The sequence below is a fragment of the Pseudoalteromonas sp. G4 genome, assembly GCF_028875915.1.
Classification (GTDB): Bacteria; Pseudomonadota; Gammaproteobacteria; order Enterobacterales; family Alteromonadaceae; genus Pseudoalteromonas.
In genome coordinates, this window is sequence record NZ_JAPEHW010000003.1 from 66,796 (window position 1) to 92,752 (window position 25,957).

Sequence of the window (25,957 nt, forward strand, 5' to 3'; positions counted from 1 at the left end):
AAAAATTATTAGCGTAAAAAATTAGGTTGTGGGTAACTTCCTTAAATCGAAATGAGTACTAATAAGCTGTTATATGCCTAAGGAAGTCAATGAGTAATCAGGTAGATATTTGCGCGAAATTCAATGCAGAATATACGCCTTGTAATGGTGAGGAAAAATTGGGAATTGCCATTGAAACAATCGGTAAGCTTCCTATAAATGGCCTAAGGCACGTTGCAGAAAATGGAACTTGTGGTTGGTATATCTGGTGCGGAGAAGAATGGAGCGATGAACCTGACTTCTTCAAACCATTACACGTCAGCCATATTGATAAATACCTTCCTCAAATAATGCCTTATTTAGCATTACCTCCAGGGCATCGGTTTTTAATTGCTGATGGTTACGAGGATGTGTGGCCAGACTTGGCTTTAATCAGCATATAACAATTTAATTAAACAATGGACGCAAAACAGCAGGCTTGCGCTCATTCTTCGCTTAGTTTAGCCTGCTATTTTTCGCCTATATTGCGACGTTATATGCCAGTAAAGTATTGGGGCTTTCATTGAATTTTAGTGTTAAATCGAAGTTGTTAATCAGTGCTGGAGTCATTGCATCAGCTTCTGCTATTTGGCACCTTCTTTGTATTGTGGGAGGGCCTAGTTGGTTTGCATTTGCTCGCGCACCTCAACCGATCATAGATTCTGCAATTCAAGGTACTTCACTTGCTTTTTTTAGCACTGTAATAGTTGCATGTTTAATGTTTGCTTGCTCCGTTTTTGCTTTTTCTGCGGTAGGCTTAATTCGAAAACTACCTTTACTACGTCCTGCTTTAATTACCATAGCAACCCTTTGTACGTTGCGTGGTTTAATCGCTATTCCAACATTTTTAACCTCTTCGGGCTTTGATATCTGGCAAATTGTAGCAAGCACTATTTGGTTTTATGTTGGTATTTGTTTTATGGCTGGTAGTATAGAGCAATATAGGCTTGGTAAATCAGGCATATAAAAAGCCATCAAAAGTGGACGTTATATATCAAGGAGGATTTTGTGGCAAAAATTGCAATAGGGATTTCTATAGCGCTTTCAATACTATGTCTGTTGCTAGCCACTGCACCATTTACTCCAGCTATTGGAGTTTCTTTTCTAATGCTTTTATTCGCAGGATTCATTGGTTATAAGGGCTATATTCAATCTGGTCTGGTTTTATTATTAATTAATACTCTGGCTGTTATTGCAAGCCCAAACATCGACATATCAAACCAAGTAACACTTCTATTCGTTTTAGTTCTCTTCTCTGCTTTATTTGGTGGTGTTCTAATAGGTATAAGGAAACTGGTTGCAAGCATAATTAGTGAATAGATGTAATACTGAGGGGTGTACTCATTTTTCCTATTTTGAGCCATAGATTTGAACTTACTATATTGAAACGTTATGAATCTAAAGGAATAGTGAATTGGTAGCGAATGTTGTATGGATTATACCGTCATTAGCGATACTGTGAATATTACGGCACGTTTAGAAAGGAAAGCCAAAGAGCTCAACCTAAAAACCTTAATCAGTAAAGCAACTGTGGAACAATCCGCGCTAACATCATTAACTCAACTTGAAGATGTTAGTTTAAAAGGAAAAACCAATGAAATTACGGTGTTTACTGATGAAGATTAAACTTATCTCCCTTTAAGTAAAAAGATTTCAGCTCACTTACCGAATAACACTTGTGTTACGCTTAGCTCTGTAGCGTTTAGCCTTAATTCGCGATAAGTTAACTGCATACTAAAAACGCTTTTTTAAATTATTACTTTTAATTCATAACGTTAAACTCTCGACTAGATGCGTAATAAATGAAGTACGCGTTTTGCTCGCGTGCAAGAAACCTTAATCACTTTTAAAACAGGAACAAATATGAGCAACAGTTGGGATGAATATGCCGATGGTTGGGATACCAATGAAGATGTGATGCTTTATGCAGAAAATGCTTTCAAGTCACTAAGACAATTTACTAATCTAAGTGGTATGCGCGTTCTCGATTTTGGTTGTGGCACAGGCTTGCTCACTGAAAAAATAGCCCAATCAGCAGCTGACGTCATAGCTATTGATACATCAGCAAAAATGATTGATGTGCTCAACGCTAAATCGCTTACTAATGTAACGGCGCTTAGCTTAGAACTATCAGAACATGAAATTAAAAATAACCCATTATTGCGTGAAGGCTTTGACCTAATTGTTGCATCATCCGTGTGTGCATTTGTACCAGATTACCAGTACATTTTGGCGCTCTTTAAACGCTTGTTAAAACAAAACGGTACGTTTGTACAGTGGGATTGGCAGCGCAATGAGCAAGATGATTTTGGTTTTACACCAGATATGATCAGCCAAGGCTATGAAAACGCAAACTTGCTTGTTGAAAACGTGACTAACGCATTTTCATTAACCAGCAACAATAGTACGATGCAGGTGTTAATGGGCATCGCTAAAAACAATTAAAGCGTATTGGCCTTTTCGCGCTAATAATCAGACTTTACTTTTATAAATCAAGGACGACATATGTTTATTATTTCACTCACCTATCAAGTGCCACTTAACGAGGTTGATAAATTTATACCTGAGCACATTGAATACCTAAATGCCCAATATGAAAAAGGGCATTTCATTTTATCCGGCCGAAAAGAACCAAGAACAGGTGGCGTGATCATTTCAACCATTAACGATCGCAAAACACTTGAGCGCGAACTCGCACACGACCCTTTTTATCGTGAAAACATAGCCAGCTACGAGATAACAGAAGTTACACCGACTAAAGCAGCCACCGAGCTGAAGTTTTTGATTGATTAAACAATGTCATTTAGGCATGGCCGTAAAGTAACAAAATCACACTGCTAGTGCTCAAGTATTAATACACCAGAGCAAGGTTAATATGCGTATCGCCAAAAATAATGTGTTGTTTCACATTTTGTCATCTTATTGTGCTGTAATGGAAAAATCTTAACCACAAAGGCAATATATGCGCGCGATAATTTTAATAATGATTGCACTTCTTAGTGGCTGCCAAAGCATGTCACACACGCATAACCAAAACGTTGACGTGGGTATTCGCCCTTATTATCTCGTCTCGCAAATGGATCAGTCGCCGCTTAAAAGTCTTCTTGAAAATTGTGATGCAAATAGGTTTAAGCAGTCTGATTTTTCAATAGGTCATCGCGGAGCACCGCTGCAATTTCCAGAACACACCAAAGAGTCTTACCTTGCTGCAGCAAAAATGGGTGCAGGCATTTTAGAATGTGATGTCGCTTTTACTAAAGACCAAGCCCTAGTATGTAGACATTCACAATGTGACCTACACCAAACAACAAATGTGCTGGCAAAGCCAAAACTTGCTAAAAAATGCCGCATACCTTTTACCCCAGGCGATAAAACGCTTGGCAAAAAAGCACAAGTAGAATGCTGCACCTCGGATTTTACTCTCGCAGAATTCTTACAATTATCAGGCAAAATGGACGGCGCCAATGTGTATGCCAAAACGCCGCAAGACTACCTTGCTGGCACACCTAATTGGCGAACAGACTTATACGCTGCTAAAGGTACCTTGATGACGCACCAGCAAAGTATTGAGTTATTTAAGAACCTTGGCGTAAAAATGACACCTGAGCTTAAAAAGCCCCAAGTAACAATGCCGTTTGATGGACTGTCACAACACGAATACGCAAAAAAGCTAATTAGTGAATATAAACAAGCGGGCATTTCACCCAATGATGTTTTTGTGCAATCGTTTGAACTTGCTGATTTGCAATATTGGATTAAACACCATCCTGATTTTGCCAAACAAGCCGTGTACTTAGACGATGGCTATGAACAAGATAATTTTGATCACAATAACCCCGCAACGTGGCAACACAGCATGAGCGAATTAAAAGCCATGGGCATCAATATTATTGCGCCGCCGATTTGGGTGTTGGTAAGTTTAGATGAAAACAATCAGCTGATTGAGTCTGCCTATGCGCTAGAGGCAAAAAAAGCAGGGTTAAAAATAATTACATGGACATTAGAGCGCTCGGGGTTACTTACCGAAGGCGGTGGTTTCTATTATCAATCAGTTAAATCGGCCATTAAAAATGAAGGCTTCGCTTTTGAACTGCTTGATTTTCTAGCCAAACAGGTAGGCGTAATTGGAGTATTTAGCGATTGGCCCGCCACTACTACGTTTTACAGTAACTGCGTATTAGAGCAGTCACTGTAAGTAATTTTTTATAAACGATTATTGCAGATGCGCTAAAAAATACTGCGTATATTCTGAAAGTGCGTTTTCCCAGGCATTTTCTACTAGCGAATCAAACTCGCTATCAAACTCGGCTAGTGTTGCTAATAAGCACTCTTTCCAAAGTGTTAGCATCGCATCATCAATGCCCATGGCTTGGTGTTTTTTGAGCATGGTTTTAGCATCAGGTGAATGAAAAATGACATCAAGGTTACCTAAATTTTCTACCATAAGATTGATCGATTGCAGAATCATTGTTTGTTGGCGAGCTAAATCCACATTAGCAAATAATCGCTCAACTTTAGCGTCGCTATTGATCAGCTTGTCATGAAATGATGAATAAAACTGATAGTTATCCAAAGTAGCTCGACTAAAGCTGCTTTTAAGTAAATTTCTATCTTCGTCTGAGGTGTCAAAGTTTATACGAACCTGAGTACCTTGATTAGGCGCACTTTCAATCACCAATTGCCCGTTTAATGAACCAGTCACTAGGTTGTGCACGATATTCATGCCTAAGCCCATGCCACCAGCAGCCCTACCAGTAGTAAAAAACGGATCGAGGATATGTGATTTTGTTTGCTCATCCATGCCAATGCCATTGTCAGCGACTAACAGCGAGTAATTAAATGCTCTGCCAGTAAGTGCAATTGTGATTACCTTGTCATCAATAGCAAACGTTTCTGGAAAAGCATGTTTAATTGCATTCGACACTAAATTGGTGATCACTTGTGCTAAACGCGATGGATAAGATGTTACTACTAGTTTTTCACATGGTAATTCAAGGTTTAAGCGAATTCCGGCACCGCGTAACATAGGCTTTAAGCTGTTTGCAATTGAGTTTACCCACTCTGCTAAGTTAACGTCACTTTTAGGGTCTGAATGAAAATCGGTTGCCATTTGTTTAAAGTTAACAACCAATTCACTGGCTCGATTTAAATTAAATTCAACTCCGCTACTTGCCTCTTTTGCATCGGCAATAAAAGTGGTGAGATCGCTTTTGCTAAGCGTGCCATTGTTCAGCTTGGCTTCAAGTGCTTGAATGCCTGAAATCACCGTAGAATTGCCAAGCACCGCAACTCCTAACGGAGTGTTTACTTCATGTGCTACACCTGCAACTAAGCGGCCAAGTGATGCTAGTTTCTCTTGCTCTATCAATTGTTTTTGTGATTTTTTAAGGCGCTCAAGCGCATTTTCAAGTTCAAAGGTACGGTAAGCTACTTTTTGCTCAAGTGACTGATTAAGTTCAAAAAGTGCTTTCTCTTTTTCTTCACGCTCTAATTCAGCAGAAATACGCCCTGCAAATAATTCAAACAGCGCGGCAATCTCTTTAGCATGAGTGATGGGCTGGCTGTAAAGCGCCACAACTAAGCCAAACACAGCCCCTTTAGAATCGTGTAATGGTGCGCCAATATAGCCATCGATGCCCATATCTATTAAAAGCTGATCTTTAGGGTATAAATTACAAATTGCACTTGGGAAAATACAGGTCGAATCTTCACTCACATCTGCACAGGGGGTGTGCTCTAAGGAATATTCAAAATTGTCAGCAAAATCATCCCCTGCCACCAGCGACATGGTTTTAGACACATTGCGCTCGGTATCTAACTTTGCAATAAAGGTAAATTGCGCGCCGATAGACTTATGCAGTTGCATTGTAATGGTATCTAAAAAGTCTTTACCATAGGTTGATTTAAGTGAGGTGATTATGTTGTCTATGTCAAAATTTAACATGGTATTTATCCCGTCACTTTACTTATCAATTCACATACATGCTCTGTAAAAATCTCGATAAGTTCAATGGCGTCCTCCCACGACTGCTTCTAAGTCCTCTTCATTGTTATAGTAAATTCCTGCAAAATTGCCATCATAAATAAGTGATTGAGCGGTTGCCACTCTATCAATAAACGCAGGCAGATTAATGCTAGGCGAATCGTCAGCTTGTGCATTTACAACTGTCGTATGTGTGCTTTTAATGTTAATCATGGATGCTTTTCGTTTACTGATAACCAGTTCAGCTTCATAGGCATCCAATACATCACTTAGATAGGTAAGTAAATTACTCGAAAAGGCTTCCAGATCATTGAGTTTATCTACTTTCAGCACAGAATTAAGCAGCGCTTTAAGGGCATTTTTATAATTACCTAAACGAGAGATATCGCGGTAAGAGCGAAGTGCGACATAAAATAGATGGGTTAGGCTTTCTAAGGTAATTTCTGTTTTTGCTTTATAGCCATCAATGTCGTAATTTTTAATCACTTCACTTTCTGGAGCCATACCGGCTTGACCGGTTCTAAGCACTATTCGCGTTTGCGTATTTTGCAGGGTATTACGAATATAATTGACTAATTTAAGGCCTGCATCATCCGTTTCCATCACTACATCGAGCAATATCACCGCAATATCATTATGCTGCTCTAATAACGCTTTGCCTTCCAAACCACTGTAAGCGCTATAAAACTCAAGCCGACGCCCCATAAATTCAAATGACTTCATCGCCAGCTTGGTCGCTTTATGCACTTCAATATCGTCGTCTACAATGACCACTTTCCACGGTTTGCGATTGTTAACTACTGTTTCGGTTTCTGCTGCGAGCCAATCCATTTTGAGTCCATCATTTTTTATTATTGTTCAAACTTATCAATAAAAGGTGACTATCAAAAGGACTTACATCAAAGCTAAGTGAAAAGAAGCAAAAAATTTGTGATTAAAAAAATATTTTGGTGTTCAGATATGTCATTTAACGAACAACAATCGCCTTTTCATAAAAGCCAAGTGCCATACATTCAATGCATATTACTAATGACTTTATCAAACACATGTAAGACACTGAGAAAATAACAAACAACAACAAAACTACGAAAATTTGCTAAATTTCTAATAAAAATAAGCAAATGCAACTGCCAGTTGACAAAATTCCACGCCAGCTTGCTAGTGTGCAACCAGCGTAATTACTAATCTGAAGGCAAGTTCACACACAGAGTAAAATAAAATGATCCTATCAGAGAAAATTATAAAATGCCGAAAGCAACTAGGCTGGTCACAAGAAGAATTAGCCGAAAAAATGGCTGTTTCTCGTCAGTCTGTTTCTAAATGGGAAAGCACAAACAGCATTCCTGATTTAAATAAAATAATTAAATTAGCCGAGCTATTTAATGTCTCAACTGACTTTTTATTAAAAGATGAAATTGAAGCGGTTGAGCATTTAACAGAGCAAGACAACAACGAGGTTAATCAAGTAAGTCTTGAGCAAGCTTTGGACTATATCAAAGCGAAAAAAGAGCAAGCGATACTCACAGCAAAGGGCGTTGCATTTTTTGTTTGCTCAGCCGTACCATTATTTTTCTTATTAGCATTATCAAACACCGCAAGCGTTGCATTAGATAAAAAAGTAGCAACGGTTATGGGCATAATTTCTATTTTTTTAATGGTTGCAGTCGGTGTAAGGCTGGTAATTCAAACTAATGGATTTAAGCGCAACCTTACATTCATAGAAAAGAATAAGTTTGAGCTAATGTACGGTGTTCACAGTGCAATTAGCGAAAAACTCGATGGGTTTACACCCAGTTACAACAATAAAGTATCGCTCGCGGTTACTTTGTTTATTTGTAGCACTGTCCCTTTACTGCTTGTTGTGATGTTGATTGGTCGCGCTGATCTCACCTTACTTATGCTCGCGGTATTATTATTTTTAGTCACACTAGGCCTTTGGATAATTATCCCAACATCAAGCGAGTTCGAAGCATACAAGCATATTTTGAACGAGGGCGATAAAAACCGAGAGCTTACTCAAAATGAGCGCAATGCGATGAAACTAGCGCCCTTTTATTGGCCACTGGTACTCGCTATTTTCCTAGCGTGGAGTTTATGGACGATGAACTGGGGTGTAACTTGGATTATTTGGCCTGTGGCAGGTGTTCTCTTTGCAGCCTTGGTGGGTTTTATGGGGCTTTTAACAAAAGAAGAATAGCCACGTGATAAGTCGCTTAGTTTTATAATACTGAGCGACTTTATTAAATTCACAGCGATTGGTAATCCGCCAAACTTAAGTTTTCTTTTTCACACACTGTTTGTATAGCCGGATGCTTCGCAAGTTGTTTTAAATAACGTGATAAATGAGTAAAAGCGAGCGGCGGCTTTTCAAATTCATCTGCCCAAACACAAAGCATAAACAAGAAAAAGTCACAGGCACTTATCATTTGCCCAAGCAAATAAGGTTTATCGGCAAGTTCGTTATCAAGCAGCGCTAACATTTCGGTAATTCGTGCTTCTTGGGCCTGAATAATCTGTGTTGTGTGCTGAGGCTCCAGTGTGTGTTTTTCAGGGTAAAAATACAGCATAAGTTCAGCTTGAACTGTATTGGTTAAGTACATCATCCACTGGAAAAATACCGGGCGATTACTATCACCTAATGGCGGGATCAAATTAACATCTGGGTGATTTTCAGCTAAGTGAATGCAAATAGCAGGGCTTTCAAAAATGGCAGTGCCGTTATCAATTAAAGTGGGAATACGCCCCGCAGGGTTTAATGCCAAATACTCTGATGATTTTTGTTGATTACTTTTTCTGTCTACTTTTATCAACTCATACTCTACGCCTAACGCTTCAAGTATAAAATGCGGTGCCATACTGGCATTAAGCGGATAATAATATAACTGATACACAAACCTTTCCTTTTAAATGAGTAATAAATTTAAATCATACAGTTAGAAATATACGAGTTTATAGCTGGAACTAATTAAGCATTACGATGTAAGTCGATTAGTGCGACCACAAAAAAATCGAAGGCTACAATTTGGCCCATTGCTGCCTTAGGCCGGATAAGTGAATCAAACCGATTGTAAGACAAATGGTTGAACTCCAAAGCCAAAATTCAGCACTTCTTCCCATAGGTTGATAAATCAAAAAAAAGCCCGCTATCCCACGCGCCAAATAGATAAAGGTGATTAAAATCAATGCTAAGCGAATCAATGGTAATTTTTTGATAAGCCCAGCAGCGGAAAATGCATATGCTGACCACGTTGTAAGAATAATAAAGATAACGCTGGTGACGATTGTTGGCTGGATGCTGCCTTGTTCGGCAAGTTGTGCCATCTCTTCACCAGCGCCAAAAAAACGATACCAAGGTGCACCAAAATAAATACACCCTAAGTGTAATAGCGCAGCAAAAGCACTTAACGAGCCGCCAATAACAAAGTATTTATTCATTAACTTCCCATCCTTTAAAACATTTATGCAGTTACCAGTTTTTATATAAACTTACACATACCTAAACCAAGCGGCTCTCCTGTCCGTGATTGATAGCCAAATTGCTGATAAAATGCCTCTTTTCCATGAGCGGCTAATAAACCAACTGTCGCTCCTGGAGTTATCTGCTTACTCAAATAGCGTTCAATTTCTTGCATTAGGCTTTTACCAATTCCTGCGCTTTGAAAGTCGGGGTCAACGACAATATCTTGTAAGTAAAAATACATTGCACCATCGCCAACAACCCTGCCATAGCCGACTAGGGTGTTATCTATTTCTATGCAAATATGAAATAGCGAATTTTCTAAGCTCTTTGCGACAACTGATTGTGCGGGGGTTTGCCATCCCACTTTATTTCTGAGCGCCATAAAATCAGTAATATTGGGAGCTTGATAATGTTTAGTGAATGACATCTTGTTCCCCCAAATACATTGCTAGTTAAATAGGTTTTGCCAAATAAAACAAACTAAAAATAAACTCACGCCTGCAAAAAGAAACGTTTTTTGCACTGTACTTTTTACGAGAGTGGGCAATCTAAACGAAGAAGATAACAATTGATTTAATGGGGTAAAAAAGAATTTAGGGGCCAGACCAAGGCTAATTAAAATAAGAAAAATTGAAAAAAGGGTTACTAAGTCAATTAGGTGCAGGCCGTTATAAACAAAGTCATATGCACCAGTAGATAGAAACAAAAACCCAATTACAAAACACAGTGCGGTTGCCACACTTTCTCTTTCTGATTTCACTTCGAACACCACTTTCCCTATTTTCGGGAAATTTATATCACGTTTTGTAAGGCATTGTCAGCAAATTAGTTTTTTGTGAATTGTTACTAAATATTAAGGTTAACAACAAAAATAAAGTTGATTTCATGGAGGCATGTTTTATCAAGGTTACTTTCTGTTATGCTAGCCATTCTTTTAATTGCACAATCAACGTATCTAAAGACCCATGAAGTCGCTTAAAATCTTAATTTTTGCTTCAATATTTTTTATAAGTCCAGCTTTTGCCAACCAGCTAAAACCTTTTACTAGCGATGGCTGTAGCGCGTTTCCTGATGGCACATTCGAACAAAATACGTTGTGGTTAAATTGTTGTGTGGCACATGATTTAGCTTACTGGCAAGGTGGCACATATCAACAGCGAAAAGACGCCGATATTGAATTAAAAGAATGTGTTGCTGCAGTTGGTGAAAAACAAATTGCTAATTTAATGCTTGCTGGCGTACGTGTAGGCGGTTCGCCGTTTTTTCCAACCACATTTCGTTGGGGGTATGGTTGGCCCTACCCAAAACTTTATGGTGAATTAAGTAAAGAGGAAATGGCGCAAGTCACAGCTCATCTAGATGAAAATCCAACTCTTAAATCATTGATAAGTACGTCTGAGAATAGTGAAAATAAGAAGAAAAATCGGATGTTCTAATTCTCAATTGAAAATAATTATAAAATCACTCAATTAGCAATTTCAATATTTTAACTTTCCTTTATTGCAATTTACCTAATATTAAAAAACATATAAATACAAAAACTTACACTTTATTGAAAGCCATATAACCAAAAGTAAACTGCTTAAAACTATAAAATTGTATACATTATATAATATATGCTTTACATTATTTTTACATTCACAACAACAGGAAGCTTATAATAATGAAAGCAATTGCACCTATTGCCCTTGCGGTATCCACCCTACTGTTCTCAAATTTAGCCGATGCGAAAGGTCGCCCAACTAGCGATTCAATTTTGCCTTACCAATTTACCTGTAGCGCTAGCTTAAAGTTTCAAGCGCAAGATATGACACAACAACAGTTTATTGATAGCTGCGCGCTTGTTGGTGCAGAAGAAGAATATTTCCACCAACGATTAGAAACGGGTTATCAACCTGTAGCAGGCGATTTAAACGAAGATTTATTAATGGTGATTTTTGACAATTATCGTCAATACGACCGTTATGGATTCCGTTTATTTGGCATCAATACCAATAATGGTGGTATGTACATCGAAGGTAATGCTGAAGACCCGAATAACCAAGCAACTTTTTATGCGCATGAAGCTGATTGGTTGAGACCTGAGTTTTCAATTTGGAACTTAGAGCACGAGTATGTGCATTACCTTGATGGCCGTTTTGACCTTAAAGGTAATTTTTCTGATTACCCTGAAAACACAGTGTGGTGGAGTGAAGGCCTGGCTGAATATATCTCGCTAAAAGACGCAAACGATGACGCAGTTGCGTTAGTTCAAGGCAACTTCCAAGACCGTACACTAGATCAAGTATTTAATACTAATTACTCAAATAGCAGTGATGAAATTTACCGCTGGGGCTATTTGGGCGCACGTTTTATGTTTGAGAATCATATGGATCAAGTACGTAACATTCGCGCTGCTGCACGCGATGGCAACTGGACAGATTATCAAACCATTCTAGCGGATACCGCTGCCAACTATGAACAACAATGGCAAAGCTGGTTGGTCGCATTAGCTGGTAACTAATATTAAATTTTAATCACAAGGATGTGATTTTCATTGGAGTTTATATGAAAATACGCACGTTATTAATCACAGGGTGTTTATTAAGCAGCACATTTGCCCTTGCAAAACCCGTTAGTACAAAACAACTCGTTACTTCGCTGAGCGCATCGTTGCAGCAAAATCATACCAGCGAAAACCCTGAACTTATGCAGCCAATATCGCGTGTAAAGGGGCATTACAACCCATATACAGGTGCAACCTTGGTAATTAATTTTACGCAGATTGAACAAACTGAACAACTCAACAAACAACTGCTCAACTTAGCAACTGAAGATAAAAAGCAGCAGTTTTTATCATCTCAACAACAAGCAAAAGCGTTATCTCATCATATTTTCCAACTCGAAAGAAAGCTCAGTATGCTTGAAAAATCAGATAAAAACTCAGAGCAAGCTGAAGAAACGCGTCGTAAATTAAGTGAACTTACCATCGCTAAAGCTAAAACTAACAATCAATATCAAAGTGCTAAAAAAGGCGTTTTAACCGATGTTATTAGTAGCAACACACAACAAAATTTGCAGAAGCATTTATCGGCGTTTATTTGTCATTTAACAGACGATGAAAAGCGCTCGCTTAATATGGTTACATTGGTGTTATCGGGCATTCAAAATAACCCGCAAGAAATCACATGGCACTTTTCCAATTTACAAAGTTGCCAAGATAACTCTCTGTCTGAGCAAACTAATTTTGCAAATTCACGGCTCACATCAACATTTTAACTAACAAAGTCACCTTGTTGTTCTACTAAGCATTATGCTCAGCGAAAATGTAAATCTTTACCTATACTAGTGTTAAAAGTGCTCTGTGCCATGCACTTTTCTCTAACACTTTTATAGGCGTGTTTATGATTAATTTTGTAGCGCGAAGTTTGCGAATAAAGTTACTGCTGATTTTTATTATTATGCTGCTCGCGTTTACTAGTGTTCACTTAATTATTCGTGAACATTGGACTATTCCTCAATTTATCGCCCTTGAAGTAGAAAAAGATAAGAAAGACATTCAAAAACTCAATTCAGCACTGCTACGTGTATTTAATGAACTGGAAATGCTCGTTTATGATAACGCCGTGTGGGATGAACTTTATAATGTTGTTCTAAACCAAAACCTTGAGTATTTAGAAGAAAACTTCTTCATTACAAAGTCATTTGTCTCATTAAAAATTAATGGCATGAGTTTTTTTGATAACCAGCAAAACCTTATCGACGAACTCGCAATTGATGAAAATAATCAACCAATGAGTAGCTCGCCATTTACTGCATTGCCACCTAGTTTAAAAAAACAATTACTAATCAGCAGACAAGAACTCATCAATAACGGTCAACAGATTCTTTTTAAAAAAGGACTTGTGACCATAAATAACAGGCTAGTACTTTTTGTTAGTGGAAGTGTTCTCCCCTCTTCAGGAGTGGGAGAGTTGGCTGGTACTATGTTTGTCTGGAGTTATTTTGATGGCAAAATTGAACATCAATTATCTGAAATCACACAAAATCCGATTACTTCAACCCCTTTTAGTCCATCGCAATCGTTTGATCCTTTAATTGATTTTTCAAACTTAAAAAATACTGACCAAATTAGAACTTCCTCTCCATATATTCATGTGCAGTTTAACGACATTTTTGATAAACCCGCGCTCATTCTCAGCTACCCAACACCAAAAAGAATGTTCAACGACAGCGTTTTTGAAACATCTATGGTTGTAGCCCTTATGCTTTCTTTGCTGATATTGCTGGTTATTTACTTTATTCTCACGTTTATGATTATTTACCCATTGAGAAATCTTCGTAATACAGTAAGAGAAGTAATGGATAAAGGTGATTTTAAGCTTTCCACAAAAATTGAGCGAGCGGATGAAATAGGTCGATTAGCATTATTAATTGATATTCTGTTTAACAAAGTAAATGTGCAGCAAAATGCATTAAAACAAAACAACCATCAATTAAAGCGCTTAAGCGATACTGATCCACTTACTGGCATTGCTAACCGCCGCGCTATGATGCACGTACTTGAGCAATTAAACGAAGATGCCATGCCAATCAGTGTAATTATGTTAGACATTGATCACTTCAAAAAATACAACGACAGTTATGGTCATCAACAAGGTGACTTAGCACTTAAAAGCGTTGCTAAAGTGCTAAAACAACATTCTCGAAGAGAAACCGATGTTGTTGCACGTTATGGTGGTGAGGAGTTTGCAATCATTTTACCTAACACATGCCAAAATGATGCACTGGCGATTGCCCTAACCATGTGTAATGAATTAGAAAACCATGGTATTGAACATAAAGAATCAAGTGTTTCAGCATTTTTAACGGCTTCATTTGGTGTTTCAAGCTGCAAAGAATTTGATAACTTTTCAATTGAAGTACTGTTTCATCAGGCTGATAGCGCATTGTATAAAGCAAAAGAGCAAGGCCGAAACTGCGTAGTGGATTACAACAGCGAAATGCACAAACATGCAGTTTAACTATCTGCGTGCCAAAACGTTAAGTGCTAGGCACACATCGACCCGTGCAAAAATAATCTCTATTTAATACTTAAATGTGATAAACGACTAAACAGCCACATTAGTTACCAGCGTATTATATAGAAGCTAAGGTGTACTACTTATCTCTGATAAATAAGGTTTTAAAATTGGTGTCATATGCTCTGGTAACCAACGCAACATTACTGATTTAAATTGCTCACTTTGGTTAACCTTACTTAGCACCGAATTAATAGCTTTTACTGCTGCTTCACCAGCAACATTTTTACTGCAACCAATATAGCCTTTAGCAACGGCTTTAGCCTCTAACACCGTAATTTGCATAAGCTCATCTTGCTTGTCCATCACTGTTTTTAAATAAGTGTGTTCACTGGGGTAACCTAGAATAATATCGACTCTGCCTTTAAGCAACATATAGGTTAAGCTTTCAAGCGTATCGCGCCCTGCTCGCGCTGATATTTGTTGCTCTGGTGAAAGCGATATAATCTCGTCAATTTCTTTACCAAACGAGCGATTAAGTGTCGTGCCTATTGTTAATCCGTTTTGCATAATCAAACGGGTTAATGACACGGCCTCACTACTTTCCAGTTGTAATTTATCGGCCAGCGATTTTCGCATGGCTATTGCTGGTGACAAACCTAAAGTAGAATACTCATCAGTAAAACTAATAGAGGCTTCACGCTCTTTATTGCGATACAACGACGCCATACAATACACAACATCATCTTTGCCAAGCGCTTTTACCGCGCGACTTGCCGGCATTACATGACGTTTAAATTGATACCCAACTAAATTTGCGGATACTAAATCAATTACTAGCTCATCTCGTCCTTGGCCCGTTAAATCGCCTTCTAAAATATAATAGGGTGGGTAATCAACCACTATCCAATTTATCATCTCTGCTAGGCAAACAGTGGGGAGCAGCAACACAAGTAACAAAATTCGCACTTTTCTCGCCTCTAATACAACCACCTTTTAAGTCTAGGCTATCATGTAGAAAATTTTCGGTAAGATTTATTTTTACTATTAAATAAGGCACTTATGCTTTGATGGTATTAAAAATATTAAACGCTTGTAGCGCCACTGATTTGAGCAATAAACAACTTAACGCATGGCTTTCTAAAAACATGTTTGCTACATTGCTGTTTCGCGGCTGCACATCAATTTCAGTTATACCAATTGCATTAATTAGCTGAACATTTAACTCGCTAGAGTAATCAAATGATTAATAAAATTGGGCTTACAAAGAGAAAAACCATGATTGTAGAAAATGTGCTTCCCAGCGACTATGCTGAAATGCTCGTCGTGTGGGAAAACTCAGTCCGAGCAACGCATGACTTTATTACAGAAGAAGACATTGCGTTTTTTAAACCCATTATTTTAGAGCACGCGTTTCCAGTGGTAACGCTAAAGTGTATTAAAAATGATGTGGGTGCAATATTAGGATTTATTGGCGTTCATCAAAACAAAATTGAAATGCTGTTTGTGCTAAATGCAGCACGCGGCCAAGGCATTGGTTCAGCATTACTAAAGTTCGCCATGGATTGTTTAGCGGCCACAAAAGTAGATGTTAACGAACAAAACCCAAGAGCAGTTGGTTTTTACCAACACCATGGCTTTTGTATCGCGTCACGTTCGCCACTAGATGATATGGGTAAACCCTTTCCAATATTGCATATGACGTTATAAACCATTGTGAATAGCTCGGTTTGGCGTAAACACTTTGTGAGAACTAAAGCCCAAAGCTAATAACTTTGGGCTTTTGCGTTTTGTGCCACAATCAAACAATAATAAATGGAATAGAACATGCGAAAAATTGACGTTTTACCTTACAACCCAAGCTGGGCAGCACAATTTAAAAGTGAAGTAGCGTTAATCGCCCCAATTCTTTCGAGCAATTTAATAGCAATTGAGCATATCGGCAGTACAGCTGTGCCAAATCTAGCAGCAAAACCGGTTATTGATATTTTACTAGAGGTAAACTCGCTCGATGTGCTCGATACGTGCAACGAAGCGCTTCAACACATTGGATACAAAGCCAAAGGTGAAAATGGCATTACTGGCCGCCGCTATTTCCAAAAAGGTGGAGATAATCGCAGTCATCATATCCATGCGTTTGTAAAAGGGGATGAACAACTGTTTAAGCACCGTGTTTTTCGCGACTACCTTATTGCATTTCCGTCAATCGCTAACGACTATGCAAAAGTAAAACTTAATGCTGCAACAAATTGTAACAATAACAGCGCGTTATATTGCACATTAAAAAATGATTTTATTGATGAGCATTTAGCGAATGCAGTAAAGTGGTTCCATAAATAATAAAACGGAGCTCGCGTATTTAACCAAATTTAATACGCAACATTATCATGGTCGACCTTACTCAATATCACCCTACATTTTTAGCACTCGGTTTAACTGCACTATTAATGTTATTGCAGTTACTGATTGCCGATGTACTTGCAATTGTTAAAAAACAAACTCCGGGGTTCCCCATTGAAAACAATCATGCGAGTTTATTATTTCGTGCCAATCGCGCGCATTTAAACATTAATGAGAGCATTGCCATTTTTATTTTAAGTATAGCCTTTGCTATTGCCATGAATGCCAACAGCAATGTGGTTAACGGAGCCGCGCTCAGCTACTTTGTTGCACGTGCCCTGTATGCAATTTGTTATTACTTAAATCTAAAATTATTGCGTAGTGCATTATTTGCCATCAGTTTAGTGGCGCTTATTGTGATAAATATCGCAGGTTTTATTGCGTGGTTTTAGAGGAAAACATGGATAATAACGCCCTTTCAGTCGATACATTTAATCGTTTAGCAAAGCAATATCAAGATAAGTATATGGACTTCGACCATTACTTTGATAGCTACGATACCTTTTGCCAGTTATTAAAAACTAAAAACGCTAGCATGCTCGAAATTGGCTGCGGTCCAGGTAATGTAACCCGCTACCTGCTAAATAAACGAAGCGATCTTCAGATCACAGGCATTGATCTGGCACCCAATATGATTGAACTTGCCAAAGCGAATAATCCAACAGCTCACTTTAGAGTGATGGACTCACGTAATCTAAGCGATTTAAATCATCACTATGACGCTGTATTTAGCGGTTTTTGTACGCCTTACTTAAATACCCAAGAAGTTGAAAATCTGATCAAAGACGTGTCGAACTGTTTAAACGTGGGTGGCCTTTTCCATATCAGCACAATGGAAGGTGAAAGTGCTTGCTCAGGCCTGCAAACATCCAGCAAGGGCGATCAAATGTACATTTACTATCATACCTTTAGTGACCTCACTACCATGCTTGAAAAATATGCGTTTGAGATTATTAAGGTTGACCGTAAAGTGATGAATTCAGATAAAACAACACCTGATACAGATCTCTTTATTTACGCTAAAAAACGCGCGCAATAGGAAATACCATGTTTAACCAACACGTTCTTTACGTCACTATTAATAAAGATCACATCACAATCGACAACTTTGACGCTATTAAACAGGAAGTGATCACTGGCGCGTTTTCTAATGCACGTTTAGCTATCGCACATTTTCAAACTTGTGAAGCCAAACTCAAAGAGGCCATCAGCCGCGTACAAAGCAAATCGCTGTTGCAAAGCCTTACATTGGTAATGCATCAACAAGTACTCAACGACGGTGGTTTATGTGAAATTGAAGAGCGTATTCTACTTGAGCTGGGCTTAGGCTGTGGGGCAAGCAAAGTATTTATCTGGCAAGGGCAACCACTTACCAGTGAGCTGATAGAGCAAAAAATTTACGAAAAAGGACAATCATGAAACTTGAAATGCACGTAGTCGACGCGTTTACAAATGAGCTATTTAAAGGCAATTCTGCGGCTGTCATCATTACAACTGAATGGCTGCCAAAACACAAAATGCAAGCCATTGCGAGCGAGAACAATTTATCCGAAACCGCTTATTTAGTGAAAGATAGTAAAGGTGTTTTTCATATTCGCTGGTTTTCACCGCTCACTGAAATTGATTTTTGTGGCCATGCAACGCTTGCATCTGCATTTGTTTTATTTGCTAAGCACCCAGAATTATCAAAACTTAAATTCTTCGCAAGCGCGGTAGGCGAAATGACTATAGTTAAGAATGCTCTTGGCCGCATTGAAATGGATTTCCCAAATCGCAAACCCGTTTCTATTGCCACCAGCGACATTCCCAAAGCCTTGCTTGAAGGGCTTTCACATCCGCCTATCGAAGTGCTTAAAAACAACCAAGCTTACTTCGCCATTTATGATAATGAAGACATTATCAACGCTATAACCACAGATTCTGACAAGCTCAAACAGCTTGCGCCATTTGATGTTACGGTGAGTGCACCAAGTAAAGACTTTGATTGCGCATCACGTTATTTTTGGCCAGCCAATGGCGGTGATGAAGACCCAGTAACTGGCTCTATTCACACAGGCATCGCACCTTACTGGGCTGAAAAGCTTAATAAACAACAAATTGTAGCGCTACAAGCATCAAAACGCAGCGGCATTTTGTACTGTGAAGTAAGCGCCGAGCGCGTCAAAATCTCAGGTGATGCAGTGCAATACCTTACAGGCACCATTAATGTTTAAGATTAAGAGTAACAAGCTTCCATTAAACTTAGTTTGCGGCTTCTTTTTAGCGTTTGTCAGTCACGTCACGCTGGCTGACAAGAATGAGCAAAGTATATTCGATAAATCACGCGACCGTAATATTCCTGTGACGGTATCTAAGCCTATAAATTCAGCAAGTTGCATGCAAAAAAATCAATGTCCGGTCGCCATAATTAGCGCAGGCTACGGCATTAAGCATACCGAGTATCAATTTATTGAAACCCTGCTTAAACAGCGTGGTTTTTTAACCATTGCCGTTGGTCATGAGTTGCCAAGCGACCCACCTCTATCGGTGACAGGCAATTTATACCAAACACGCAGTGAAAATTGGCAACGTGGCGCAACCACTTTGCGTTTTGTCAGATCTTTTCTTGGCGAAAAATTTGTTGGGTATAACTTTAATGCGCTCACGCTCATTGGCCATTCAAATGGTGGGGATATTTCGTCGTGGCTTGCAAATGAAAATGTCGATTTTATTGAGCGTGTGATTACCATTGATCATCGCCGAGTACCACTTCCGCGTAATCACAATATCAAAGTGCTATCAATTCGTGGCAGTGATTTCCCAGCAGATGAAGGCGTGCTTTACATACCAAGCGAATTGAGTGAATACCCGGTCTGCGTCGTTAAAATTGATAAGTCACGCCATAACGATATGTACGATGGCGGCCCGACTTGGTTAAAAGAAGCCATTACCGACAAAATCGCGCTATTTTTAACTGATAAACCCTGTAGCAATAAGCACTAATACAATGACAAAGCAAAACGTGTTCAATACCAAACGTCTTAATATAAAAACACTGGGTAAAGCGCTTAGTAGCAGTGAGCTTTGCCAACTAGTGTGTATTTTAAGCGATGAGGTTACCGAACATTTGCCGCCTAGTTTTCAGGGGAAAACAACCGAGCATGATGCAAAAACATGGCTAAACGAACAAATACAAAGTAGCCAAGTGTACGGTCTTTACTTAAATCAATCGGAGCAACTTGTCGGGCTTTTAATTATCTATGTTGAAAATCATCATGCCCATATTGGCTATTTGTTTGCAAAATCACATTGGGGTCAAGGTTTAGCAACGGAGATGCTGACGGGTTTAATTGCCTATGGCAAATCACAAAATGACTGGCATGTGATCAATGGCGGCGTAAGCACAAAAAACACAGCCTCAGCCCATGTGCTAACAAAACAGGGCTTTGTTGAAACACCTTCAAATAGTAGCGATATGCTGCACTTTGAGTTAACTCTGTAACACTATGCAAAAATTACTAATTAGCAGCTGCTTGATGGGCAAGCCTGTGCGTTACAACGCGACTTCAGTATCGTTTGATTTATCAAAACTTAAAAGCCATTTTACGCTTGTACCATTTTGCCCCGAAGTAAGCGCGGGTTTACCCACACCAAGACCTCCCGCCGAAATCACTCGTTCAAACATAACAAATGCGATTATAGTGAAACAAAATGATGACCTTGATGTAACGAACGCATTTCAACTTGGCGCAAAACTCGCTTTGGCACATTGCCAAACACATCATATTAAATTCGCATTATTAACTGAATTTAGCCCCAGTTGCGGCAGCACTCAAATCTATGACGGCACATTTAAAGGCATTAAAAAACGTGGCCAAGGGCTTACTGCAAAGTTATTAAGCCAACATGGCGTTAAAGTATTTAATCAATTCCAAGTTAATGATTTAATTAAGCTAGCTCAAAAGGACAAGGATCATTTCAGTGCTCACAATTGATTACCGCGTTGCTACAAAAGAAAACGCAATGGATATTGCAGCCCTTCATAGCAAAAGTTGGCAAAGCACTTACCATACAATGCTAAAAGCGGAGTATTTAAGTGATATAGCACCGAGCGAAAGGCTCGCAGTATGGCAATCTCGTTTTAGTCACGATAACGACAAACAACATGTGATTATTGCAAACCATAACAGCAAGCTTGTCGGCTTTATTTGTGTTTATGCTGATCATAGCGAGGAGCATGGCAGCCTTCTTGATAACCTACATGTCGATAGCAACTACCATGGCAACGGCATAGCCAAACAATTAATTGCTCTGGCAATGACATGGCTTAAAGAAAACGCTAAGCACCCAAGTGTTTACCTAGAAGTGTTATCTGGCAATCAGCACGCCATTAAAGTGTATGAAAAACTTGGCTCTAAACGCATTAAAGAAGGTGTATGGCATGCGCCTTGTGGCTCGCAAGTTGATGAGTATGTTTATTTATGGCCGACACTGCCGCTTTTAAATTGAACCTTGTATAAGGATGATTATGTATTCAGCAAGCTGCCTTTGTGGCGAAGTTAATATGACCATAAACGGTGCAATTAGCGATATTATTCATTGCCATTGCTCTCTTTGCCGCAAATCGAGCGGCACTGCGTTTGCCACAAATGGTTTTATTGCAACAAAGTCGCTTAGCATCACTAAGGGGCAAAGCTTTATAAATGCATTTGAAGTAAAACCAGGCAGAAAACGTCATTTTTGTAAACAATGTGCATCTCCACTTTATAGCTCAAACGCGGATGACCCAAAACGTTTACGCCTTCGCCTTGGCGTGCTAGATAGCGATATAACTGAACGCCCAATGTCACATAACTTTGTCGATTCAAAAGCAAACTGGGATAGCCTTAATGAAGAACTCCCGCATTACTCTGAATTTGAACCGAGTCGTGCAAAGTAACTGGGAGCCACTAAATGAGCAAAGTTGTTTTAATTACAGGCGCATCGCGTGGTATCGGCGCCGCCACCGCCAAATTACTTGCAAAACGTGGTTATAATGTTGCTATCAACTATGTTAAAAATGCCGATGCCGCAACAGATGTTGCCAATGAGATAAAACAAAACGGCGGAATGTGTGACACATTTTGTGCAGATGTAACAAATGAGCGTGACGTAATTCAATTGTTTAACGATGTTGAATCTCGCCTCGGGCCAGTTACTCACTTAGTAAATAACGCAGGTATTCTTTTTAAACAAAGTACACTTTCAGACATTTCCCTCGAGCGCTTTTTAAATACCGTTAACGGAAACCTTACCAGCACGTTTTTATGTGCCAAAGAATTTATAAAACGTTGCCCGAGTGATGGCGCAATGGTCAATGTCTCGTCGGGCGCAGCGCAGTCGGGTGCACCCTTTGAATATGTCGATTACGCAGCAGCAAAAGGCGCGGTCGATTCCCTAACCCGAGGCCTTGCGTTAGAAGTCGCCGAGCGCGGTATTCGGGTAAACGCTGTGCGTCCTGGGCTAATTTATACTGATATTCATCGTGACGGTGGTGAGCCAGAGCGTGTTGACCGTCTTAAAGAAAAAATTCCACTTAAGCGTGGCGGGCAACCTATTGAAGTGGCAAAAAGCATCGCCTATTTATTATCAGACGATGCATCGTTTATTACGGGTAAAATCCTTGATGTAACTGGTGGAATATAAGGTAATTTTCTCTTTTCAATTAATCAAAACCTTTACCGATATCACAATGGAATTTAAGTAAGGAGAATGGTATGAGTTTGAATGTAACTGAAGTGGACGGATTATTAATCAAACCAAAGCATCTGGCATCTTGCCACTGTGGTACAGTTCAATTAGAACTCGATTTACCCAATGGACTTATTGATGTTCGTCGATGTGATTGCTCTCTTTGTCAAAGAAGAGGGGCAATTGCAGCATCTGTCCCGCTTGATGGAATCCGGATCTTAAAAGGGGCTTCATCTCTAACCTTATACCAATTTAATACCCACACCGCGAAGCATTATTTTTGTAAAAAATGCGGTATCTATACCCATCACCAAAGACGCTCTAATCCGCATTTATTAGGTATTAATGTTGCCAATTTAGAAGGTATTAATGCACTTAAAATTAATAACATTCCAACGTACGATGGGGTAAATCACCCTGCGGACAAATAAAGGTTAAAAATGGATTTACTTTTATACATTGCAGCTATTGCTTTGTTAGTGCTAGCCATCGCGCATTCTTATTTAGGTGAGCGCTATATTTTGATCAGGCTGTTTAAGCGCGATAACTTACCAAAATTGTTTGGCAGTGATAATTTTACCAAACGCACATTGCGTTTTGCGTGGCATTTAACGTCGATTGCTTGGCTTGGCCTTGCTGGTATTTTAGTGGTGTTAACCCTGCCAACTATTGAGCCAAAACTGATTTTACTTATTATTTCAGCCACATTTGTTATTCACTTTATAGCGGCTTTATTTGGTTCTAAGGGTAAGCACCTTTCGTGGATTTTATTTGCTTTGATCACCCTTTGCACAGCGCTTACGGCCATTCACTATTTTTGAGTTCACTTTTCTAACTCACTGTTTTGTATAACTTACACTCTTTAACATAAAACAAAATGACCTGCAGTGTGTTGTATTGTGTAATAGCCACACAAAACAGGTGAGGGATAACATTTGCAACGGTTTTTACAACAACTCTTAATCACATCAAGTATTGCTCTTCTATTTGGCTGTGCCCAATCTTACGATTATGAAGAAGTTTATGATGCGCGCTGCGATTATGTTTATAAGGAATATCACAACCCCGAAAAAGTGGCTGTTGTGAATAAGAATTGCACTGCATCAAACTGTGTTTTACCTAGCATTGCAATAGGCACCAGCATTAACGCGCTTAGTGCATCATCACATGGTGCTAAACAACATTCAGAGTGGCTTGCATATAAAAAAGCGTGCGCCAAAAAAGGCATTACCGTAACTGAAAAGCCAACAGGTGAAGTGATTTATACTAATCGGAAGCGCTAGTTGAAACTTAGAAAGATGTTATAAATCAACAAAGGCTTGTGCGCTTACCTTGTTATCTGCATTTGCGGTTGACACACACCACATCGGCAATAGCATTATGAAGTAACGAAAGTTTTTCAAATTGGCCCCTTAATATTTTGAAAACAATGTGTTGTGTAAACCACTTCTCACAAAAGATTAACCTTGCTATACGTTCAATACCTGCCTTGTGGTTTATTTATTTCATAGCTTTTAATCAATTTTAAACTCTCAATGCCAAAATTTAATTCGACCTCGAATTAAAAAACCATAGTGGCCGCCTAACAATATATTTAAAAAAAACTTAAAAAAATAATTTATCATCAAAAAACAATGAGTTACCCAATCAAAACAACATGATTAAGATTTACACACTTGAAGTTAGAGTTCAAATCATTAGAATTGTAATTGATTTTAACTGAATGAGGTAAATATCATGCGTACTAAAAGGGATCTATTTGGTTACCTATCTTTTAAAGCAATTGCTGCGCTAAGTTACTTATTAGCAATGGGTTCTATAGCTAAAAAGCGTGTTTTTCAGGACTCTAAAAAGCACTATTCACACCAACACAGCAAATCACACAATTAATTAGTATTGAAATAAAATGTTCGATTACGCTACTTTTTCTATTTTATTATATTTCGCCCTGTTAATTTTTATTGGCGTATACGCCATGAAAAAATCCACCTCAGATAATGGCGAGTATCTACTCGGTGGGCGCAATGTTAGCGCCAAAGTGACCGCGCTTTCTGCGGGTGCCTCTGATATGAGTGGTTGGATGCTAATGGGGCTGCCAGGGGCTGCCTATGTCAGTGGATTAGGCAGTATTTGGCTTGCTGTAGGGCTTGTGATTGGAGCTTATGTTAATTACCACATTGTGGCGCCAAAATTACGTGTATTTACTGAACTTGCAGATAATGCATTAACTATTCCCGAGTTCTTTTCAAAGCGTTTTGCCCTTGAAAAAGGCAGCGTAAGGCTGATCTCATCCATCGTAATTATTGTGTTTTTCACAGTTTATACCGCATCAGGCCTTGTTGCTGGCGGTAAATTGTTTGAATCAGCCTTTAATATCGATTACACCATTGGCATTGTAGCAACAGTGAGCATTGTAGTGCTTTACACTGTATTGGGCGGTTTTTTAGCCGTCAGCCTAAGTGACTTTATCCAAGGCGTAATTATGCTAATCGCATTAATTGCTGTACCAATGGTGACCTTTAGCCATTTCGATGCGGATGCAGCAAGCAATTTTAGTCAATCATTGTCGTTTGATTTTGGCAATACTGAACTTATCGCTGCCATCAGCCTAATGACTTGGGGGCTTGGCTACTTTGGCCAGCCGCATATTATTGTGCGTTTTATGGCGATTGATAGTCACGAAAACCTTGCCAAAGCGCGTAAAATTGGCGTTTCGTGGATGACAATTTCAATTATCGGCGCGTTAGTAACAGGCCTTGTTGGTGCGAGTTTTATTGCTAACAGCACGCAGTCAGTATCGGACCCTGAAACTATTTTTATCTTCTTATCGCAGTTTTTATTCCACCCGTTTGTTGCTGGTTGGTTATTAGCGGCCATTCTTGCCGCAATTATGAGTACCATTTCGTCACAATTATTAGTGTCGTCGAGCTCACTGGTTGAAGATATTTATAAAAGCTATTCCAAACGACAACCAAGTAGCCAAGAACTATTAACCATCAGCCGTATTTGTGTATTAGTTGTTGCTGTAGTGGCATCGCTGATTGCGCTTGATAGCAATAGCAGCGTGCTTAACTTAGTGTCGAACGCTTGGGCTGGCTTTGGTGCTGCATTTGGTCCTTTGGTGATCTTTAGTCTGTGGTGGAAAAAACTCACCCACAGCGGTGCGGTGGCTGGCGTTGTTGTTGGCTCGCTTACAGTATTACTTTGGGCGTATGTGCCGCTGCTTGAAAATGGTGAAACCTTAAGTGTTTATTTTTACGAACTACTACCAGGTTTTGTGGCAAGTTCAATCGCCATTGTATTGGTAAGCTTAAACACCCAACAACCTGATCAACAAGCGATGAAATGGTTTAACGCAACACATAACAAGCTTCAAGAGGCTTAATT

At 39.1% G+C, this 25,957-nt stretch carries 35 protein-coding genes; 29 read left to right on the forward strand and 6 right to left on the reverse strand.

Features of this window, described 5'->3' with window-relative positions; all coding sequences use genetic code 11:
• Window positions 1-89 precede the first annotated feature (89 nt).
• The 7 genes from ON073_RS02350 (at window position 90) to ON073_RS02380 (ending at window position 4,213) form a co-directional block, all read left to right on the forward strand.
• Window positions 90-422, forward strand: a complete 333-nt coding sequence (locus ON073_RS02350) for an immunity protein Imm33 domain-containing protein (RefSeq protein WP_274760249.1) — start codon at window positions 90-92, stop codon at window positions 420-422.
• Window positions 423-541: 119 nt separating this feature from the next.
• Window positions 542-985 carry a hypothetical protein gene (locus ON073_RS02355; protein WP_274760250.1) on the forward strand — a complete coding sequence of 148 codons (444 nt, stop codon included), beginning with the start codon at window positions 542-544 and terminating at the stop codon, window positions 983-985.
• Between the two features lie 41 nt (window positions 986-1,026).
• On the forward strand, window positions 1,027-1,338 hold the full coding sequence (locus ON073_RS02360) for a DUF6419 family natural product biosynthesis protein (protein ID WP_274760251.1): 312 nt from the start codon (window positions 1,027-1,029) through the stop codon (window positions 1,336-1,338).
• Window positions 1,339-1,449: 111 nt separating this feature from the next.
• On the forward strand, window positions 1,450-1,644 hold the full coding sequence (locus tag ON073_RS02365) for an adenylate/guanylate cyclase domain-containing protein (protein ID WP_274760252.1): 195 nt from the start codon (window positions 1,450-1,452) through the stop codon (window positions 1,642-1,644).
• A 237-nt stretch (window positions 1,645-1,881) separates the two neighbouring features.
• Window positions 1,882-2,463 carry a class I SAM-dependent DNA methyltransferase gene (locus tag ON073_RS02370; RefSeq protein ID WP_274760253.1) on the forward strand — a complete coding sequence of 194 codons (582 nt, stop codon included), beginning with the start codon at window positions 1,882-1,884 and terminating at the stop codon, window positions 2,461-2,463.
• 60 nt (window positions 2,464-2,523) lie between these two features.
• Complete coding sequence (locus tag ON073_RS02375) at window positions 2,524-2,811, forward strand: YciI family protein (RefSeq protein WP_274760254.1); 288 nt, start codon at window positions 2,524-2,526, stop codon at window positions 2,809-2,811.
• A gap of 169 nt (window positions 2,812-2,980) precedes the next feature.
• Window positions 2,981-4,213 carry a glycerophosphodiester phosphodiesterase family protein gene (locus ON073_RS02380; RefSeq protein ID WP_274760255.1) on the forward strand — a complete coding sequence of 411 codons (1,233 nt, stop codon included), beginning with the start codon at window positions 2,981-2,983 and terminating at the stop codon, window positions 4,211-4,213.
• Window positions 4,214-4,231: 18 nt separating this feature from the next.
• Here the strand turns inward: ON073_RS02380 and ON073_RS02385 are convergent, their stop codons facing one another.
• Complete coding sequence (locus tag ON073_RS02385) at window positions 4,232-5,962, reverse strand: ATP-binding protein (RefSeq protein WP_274760256.1); 1,731 nt, start codon at window positions 5,960-5,962, stop codon at window positions 4,232-4,234.
• Between the two features lie 63 nt (window positions 5,963-6,025).
• Window positions 6,026-6,832: a DUF3369 domain-containing protein gene (locus tag ON073_RS02390; RefSeq protein ID WP_274760257.1), complete on the reverse strand. Its 807-nt coding sequence runs from the start codon at window positions 6,830-6,832 to the stop codon at window positions 6,026-6,028.
• Between the two features lie 388 nt (window positions 6,833-7,220).
• Here ON073_RS02390 and ON073_RS02395 point away from each other — a divergent pair, with 388 nt between their 5' ends.
• The gene (locus ON073_RS02395; RefSeq protein ID WP_274760258.1) at window positions 7,221-8,198 is read left to right on the forward strand and encodes a helix-turn-helix domain-containing protein; all 978 of its coding nucleotides are present in this window, start codon (window positions 7,221-7,223) and stop codon (window positions 8,196-8,198) included.
• Between the two features lie 49 nt (window positions 8,199-8,247).
• On the opposite strand, the gene ON073_RS02400 is transcribed toward ON073_RS02395, so the two are convergent.
• From ON073_RS02400 to ON073_RS02410, 3 genes are all read right to left on the reverse strand, one after another.
• Window positions 8,248-8,892 (reverse strand): glutathione S-transferase family protein, encoded by a 645-nt coding sequence (locus ON073_RS02400; protein ID WP_274760259.1) that lies wholly within the window; start codon window positions 8,890-8,892, stop codon window positions 8,248-8,250.
• A 124-nt stretch (window positions 8,893-9,016) separates the two neighbouring features.
• Complete coding sequence (locus ON073_RS02405) at window positions 9,017-9,436, reverse strand: hypothetical protein (RefSeq protein ID WP_274760260.1); 420 nt, start codon at window positions 9,434-9,436, stop codon at window positions 9,017-9,019.
• Between the two features lie 41 nt (window positions 9,437-9,477).
• On the reverse strand, window positions 9,478-9,888 hold the full coding sequence (locus tag ON073_RS02410; RefSeq protein WP_274760261.1) for a GNAT family N-acetyltransferase: 411 nt from the start codon (window positions 9,886-9,888) through the stop codon (window positions 9,478-9,480).
• A 538-nt stretch (window positions 9,889-10,426) separates the two neighbouring features.
• Between ON073_RS02410 and ON073_RS02415 the strand changes: the two genes are divergently transcribed.
• The 4 genes from ON073_RS02415 (at window position 10,427) to ON073_RS02430 (ending at window position 14,464) form a co-directional block, all read left to right on the forward strand.
• A complete protein-coding gene (locus ON073_RS02415; protein WP_274760262.1) occupies window positions 10,427-10,897 on the forward strand; it encodes a hypothetical protein in 471 nt (156 codons plus the stop codon).
• A 227-nt stretch (window positions 10,898-11,124) separates the two neighbouring features.
• On the forward strand, window positions 11,125-11,964 hold the full coding sequence (locus ON073_RS02420) for a collagenase (RefSeq protein WP_274760263.1): 840 nt from the start codon (window positions 11,125-11,127) through the stop codon (window positions 11,962-11,964).
• Between the two features lie 44 nt (window positions 11,965-12,008).
• Window positions 12,009-12,719 carry a hypothetical protein gene (locus tag ON073_RS02425; RefSeq protein WP_274760264.1) on the forward strand — a complete coding sequence of 237 codons (711 nt, stop codon included), beginning with the start codon at window positions 12,009-12,011 and terminating at the stop codon, window positions 12,717-12,719.
• A 125-nt stretch (window positions 12,720-12,844) separates the two neighbouring features.
• The gene (locus ON073_RS02430) at window positions 12,845-14,464 is read left to right on the forward strand and encodes a sensor domain-containing diguanylate cyclase (protein ID WP_274760265.1); all 1,620 of its coding nucleotides are present in this window, start codon (window positions 12,845-12,847) and stop codon (window positions 14,462-14,464) included.
• Window positions 14,465-14,590: 126 nt separating this feature from the next.
• Here the strand turns inward: ON073_RS02430 and ON073_RS02435 are convergent, their stop codons facing one another.
• Window positions 14,591-15,454: a TIGR02285 family protein gene (locus ON073_RS02435; protein WP_342455407.1), complete on the reverse strand. Its 864-nt coding sequence runs from the start codon at window positions 15,452-15,454 to the stop codon at window positions 14,591-14,593.
• A 285-nt stretch (window positions 15,455-15,739) separates the two neighbouring features.
• On the opposite strand from ON073_RS02435, the gene ON073_RS02440 reads away from it, so the two are divergent.
• The 17 genes from ON073_RS02440 (at window position 15,740) to putP (ending at window position 25,955) form a co-directional block, all read left to right on the forward strand.
• Complete coding sequence (locus tag ON073_RS02440; protein ID WP_274760266.1) at window positions 15,740-16,171, forward strand: GNAT family N-acetyltransferase; 432 nt, start codon at window positions 15,740-15,742, stop codon at window positions 16,169-16,171.
• 117 nt (window positions 16,172-16,288) lie between these two features.
• Window positions 16,289-16,801: a GrpB family protein gene (locus ON073_RS02445; protein ID WP_274760267.1), complete on the forward strand. Its 513-nt coding sequence runs from the start codon at window positions 16,289-16,291 to the stop codon at window positions 16,799-16,801.
• Between the two features lie 47 nt (window positions 16,802-16,848).
• Complete coding sequence (locus ON073_RS02450) at window positions 16,849-17,253, forward strand: MAPEG family protein (RefSeq protein ID WP_274760268.1); 405 nt, start codon at window positions 16,849-16,851, stop codon at window positions 17,251-17,253.
• Between the two features lie 8 nt (window positions 17,254-17,261).
• Window positions 17,262-17,900, forward strand: a complete 639-nt coding sequence (locus ON073_RS02455) for a class I SAM-dependent methyltransferase (protein ID WP_274760269.1) — start codon at window positions 17,262-17,264, stop codon at window positions 17,898-17,900.
• Between the two features lie 8 nt (window positions 17,901-17,908).
• Window positions 17,909-18,280 (forward strand): hypothetical protein, encoded by a 372-nt coding sequence (locus ON073_RS02460; RefSeq protein WP_274760270.1) that lies wholly within the window; start codon window positions 17,909-17,911, stop codon window positions 18,278-18,280.
• Window positions 18,277-19,074 (forward strand): PhzF family phenazine biosynthesis protein, encoded by a 798-nt coding sequence (locus tag ON073_RS02465; RefSeq protein ID WP_274760271.1) that lies wholly within the window; start codon window positions 18,277-18,279, stop codon window positions 19,072-19,074. The genes ON073_RS02460 and ON073_RS02465 overlap by 4 nt, the downstream gene beginning before the upstream one ends.
• Window positions 19,067-19,843 (forward strand): alpha/beta hydrolase, encoded by a 777-nt coding sequence (locus ON073_RS02470; RefSeq protein ID WP_274760272.1) that lies wholly within the window; start codon window positions 19,067-19,069, stop codon window positions 19,841-19,843. Before ON073_RS02465 ends, ON073_RS02470 begins: the two co-directional genes overlap by 8 nt.
• Window positions 19,844-19,847: 4 nt before the next feature.
• Complete coding sequence (locus ON073_RS02475; protein ID WP_274760273.1) at window positions 19,848-20,342, forward strand: GNAT family N-acetyltransferase; 495 nt, start codon at window positions 19,848-19,850, stop codon at window positions 20,340-20,342.
• 4 nt (window positions 20,343-20,346) lie between these two features.
• Window positions 20,347-20,835: a DUF523 domain-containing protein gene (locus tag ON073_RS02480; protein WP_274760274.1), complete on the forward strand. Its 489-nt coding sequence runs from the start codon at window positions 20,347-20,349 to the stop codon at window positions 20,833-20,835.
• Complete coding sequence (locus ON073_RS02485; protein WP_274760275.1) at window positions 20,822-21,349, forward strand: GNAT family N-acetyltransferase; 528 nt, start codon at window positions 20,822-20,824, stop codon at window positions 21,347-21,349. Before ON073_RS02480 ends, ON073_RS02485 begins: the two co-directional genes overlap by 14 nt.
• A 19-nt stretch (window positions 21,350-21,368) precedes the next feature.
• Window positions 21,369-21,779, forward strand: a complete 411-nt coding sequence (locus ON073_RS02490) for a GFA family protein (protein ID WP_274760276.1) — start codon at window positions 21,369-21,371, stop codon at window positions 21,777-21,779.
• 14 nt (window positions 21,780-21,793) lie between these two features.
• Window positions 21,794-22,525, forward strand: a complete 732-nt coding sequence (locus tag ON073_RS02495) for an SDR family oxidoreductase (RefSeq protein ID WP_274760277.1) — start codon at window positions 21,794-21,796, stop codon at window positions 22,523-22,525.
• 71 nt (window positions 22,526-22,596) lie between these two features.
• A complete protein-coding gene (locus ON073_RS02500) occupies window positions 22,597-23,001 on the forward strand; it encodes a GFA family protein (protein WP_274760278.1) in 405 nt (134 codons plus the stop codon).
• Window positions 23,002-23,010: 9 nt separating this feature from the next.
• Window positions 23,011-23,391 carry a hypothetical protein gene (locus ON073_RS02505; RefSeq protein WP_274760279.1) on the forward strand — a complete coding sequence of 127 codons (381 nt, stop codon included), beginning with the start codon at window positions 23,011-23,013 and terminating at the stop codon, window positions 23,389-23,391.
• 114 nt (window positions 23,392-23,505) lie between these two features.
• Window positions 23,506-23,853: a hypothetical protein gene (locus tag ON073_RS02510; RefSeq protein ID WP_274760280.1), complete on the forward strand. Its 348-nt coding sequence runs from the start codon at window positions 23,506-23,508 to the stop codon at window positions 23,851-23,853.
• Window positions 23,854-24,307: 454 nt separating this feature from the next.
• The gene (locus ON073_RS02515) at window positions 24,308-24,460 is read left to right on the forward strand and encodes a hypothetical protein (RefSeq protein ID WP_274760281.1); all 153 of its coding nucleotides are present in this window, start codon (window positions 24,308-24,310) and stop codon (window positions 24,458-24,460) included.
• Window positions 24,461-24,476: 16 nt separating this feature from the next.
• Entirely contained in the window at window positions 24,477-25,955 is a 1,479-nt protein-coding gene (gene putP, locus ON073_RS02520; protein WP_274760282.1) for a sodium/proline symporter PutP, read from the forward strand.
• Window positions 25,956-25,957 lie beyond the last annotated feature (2 nt).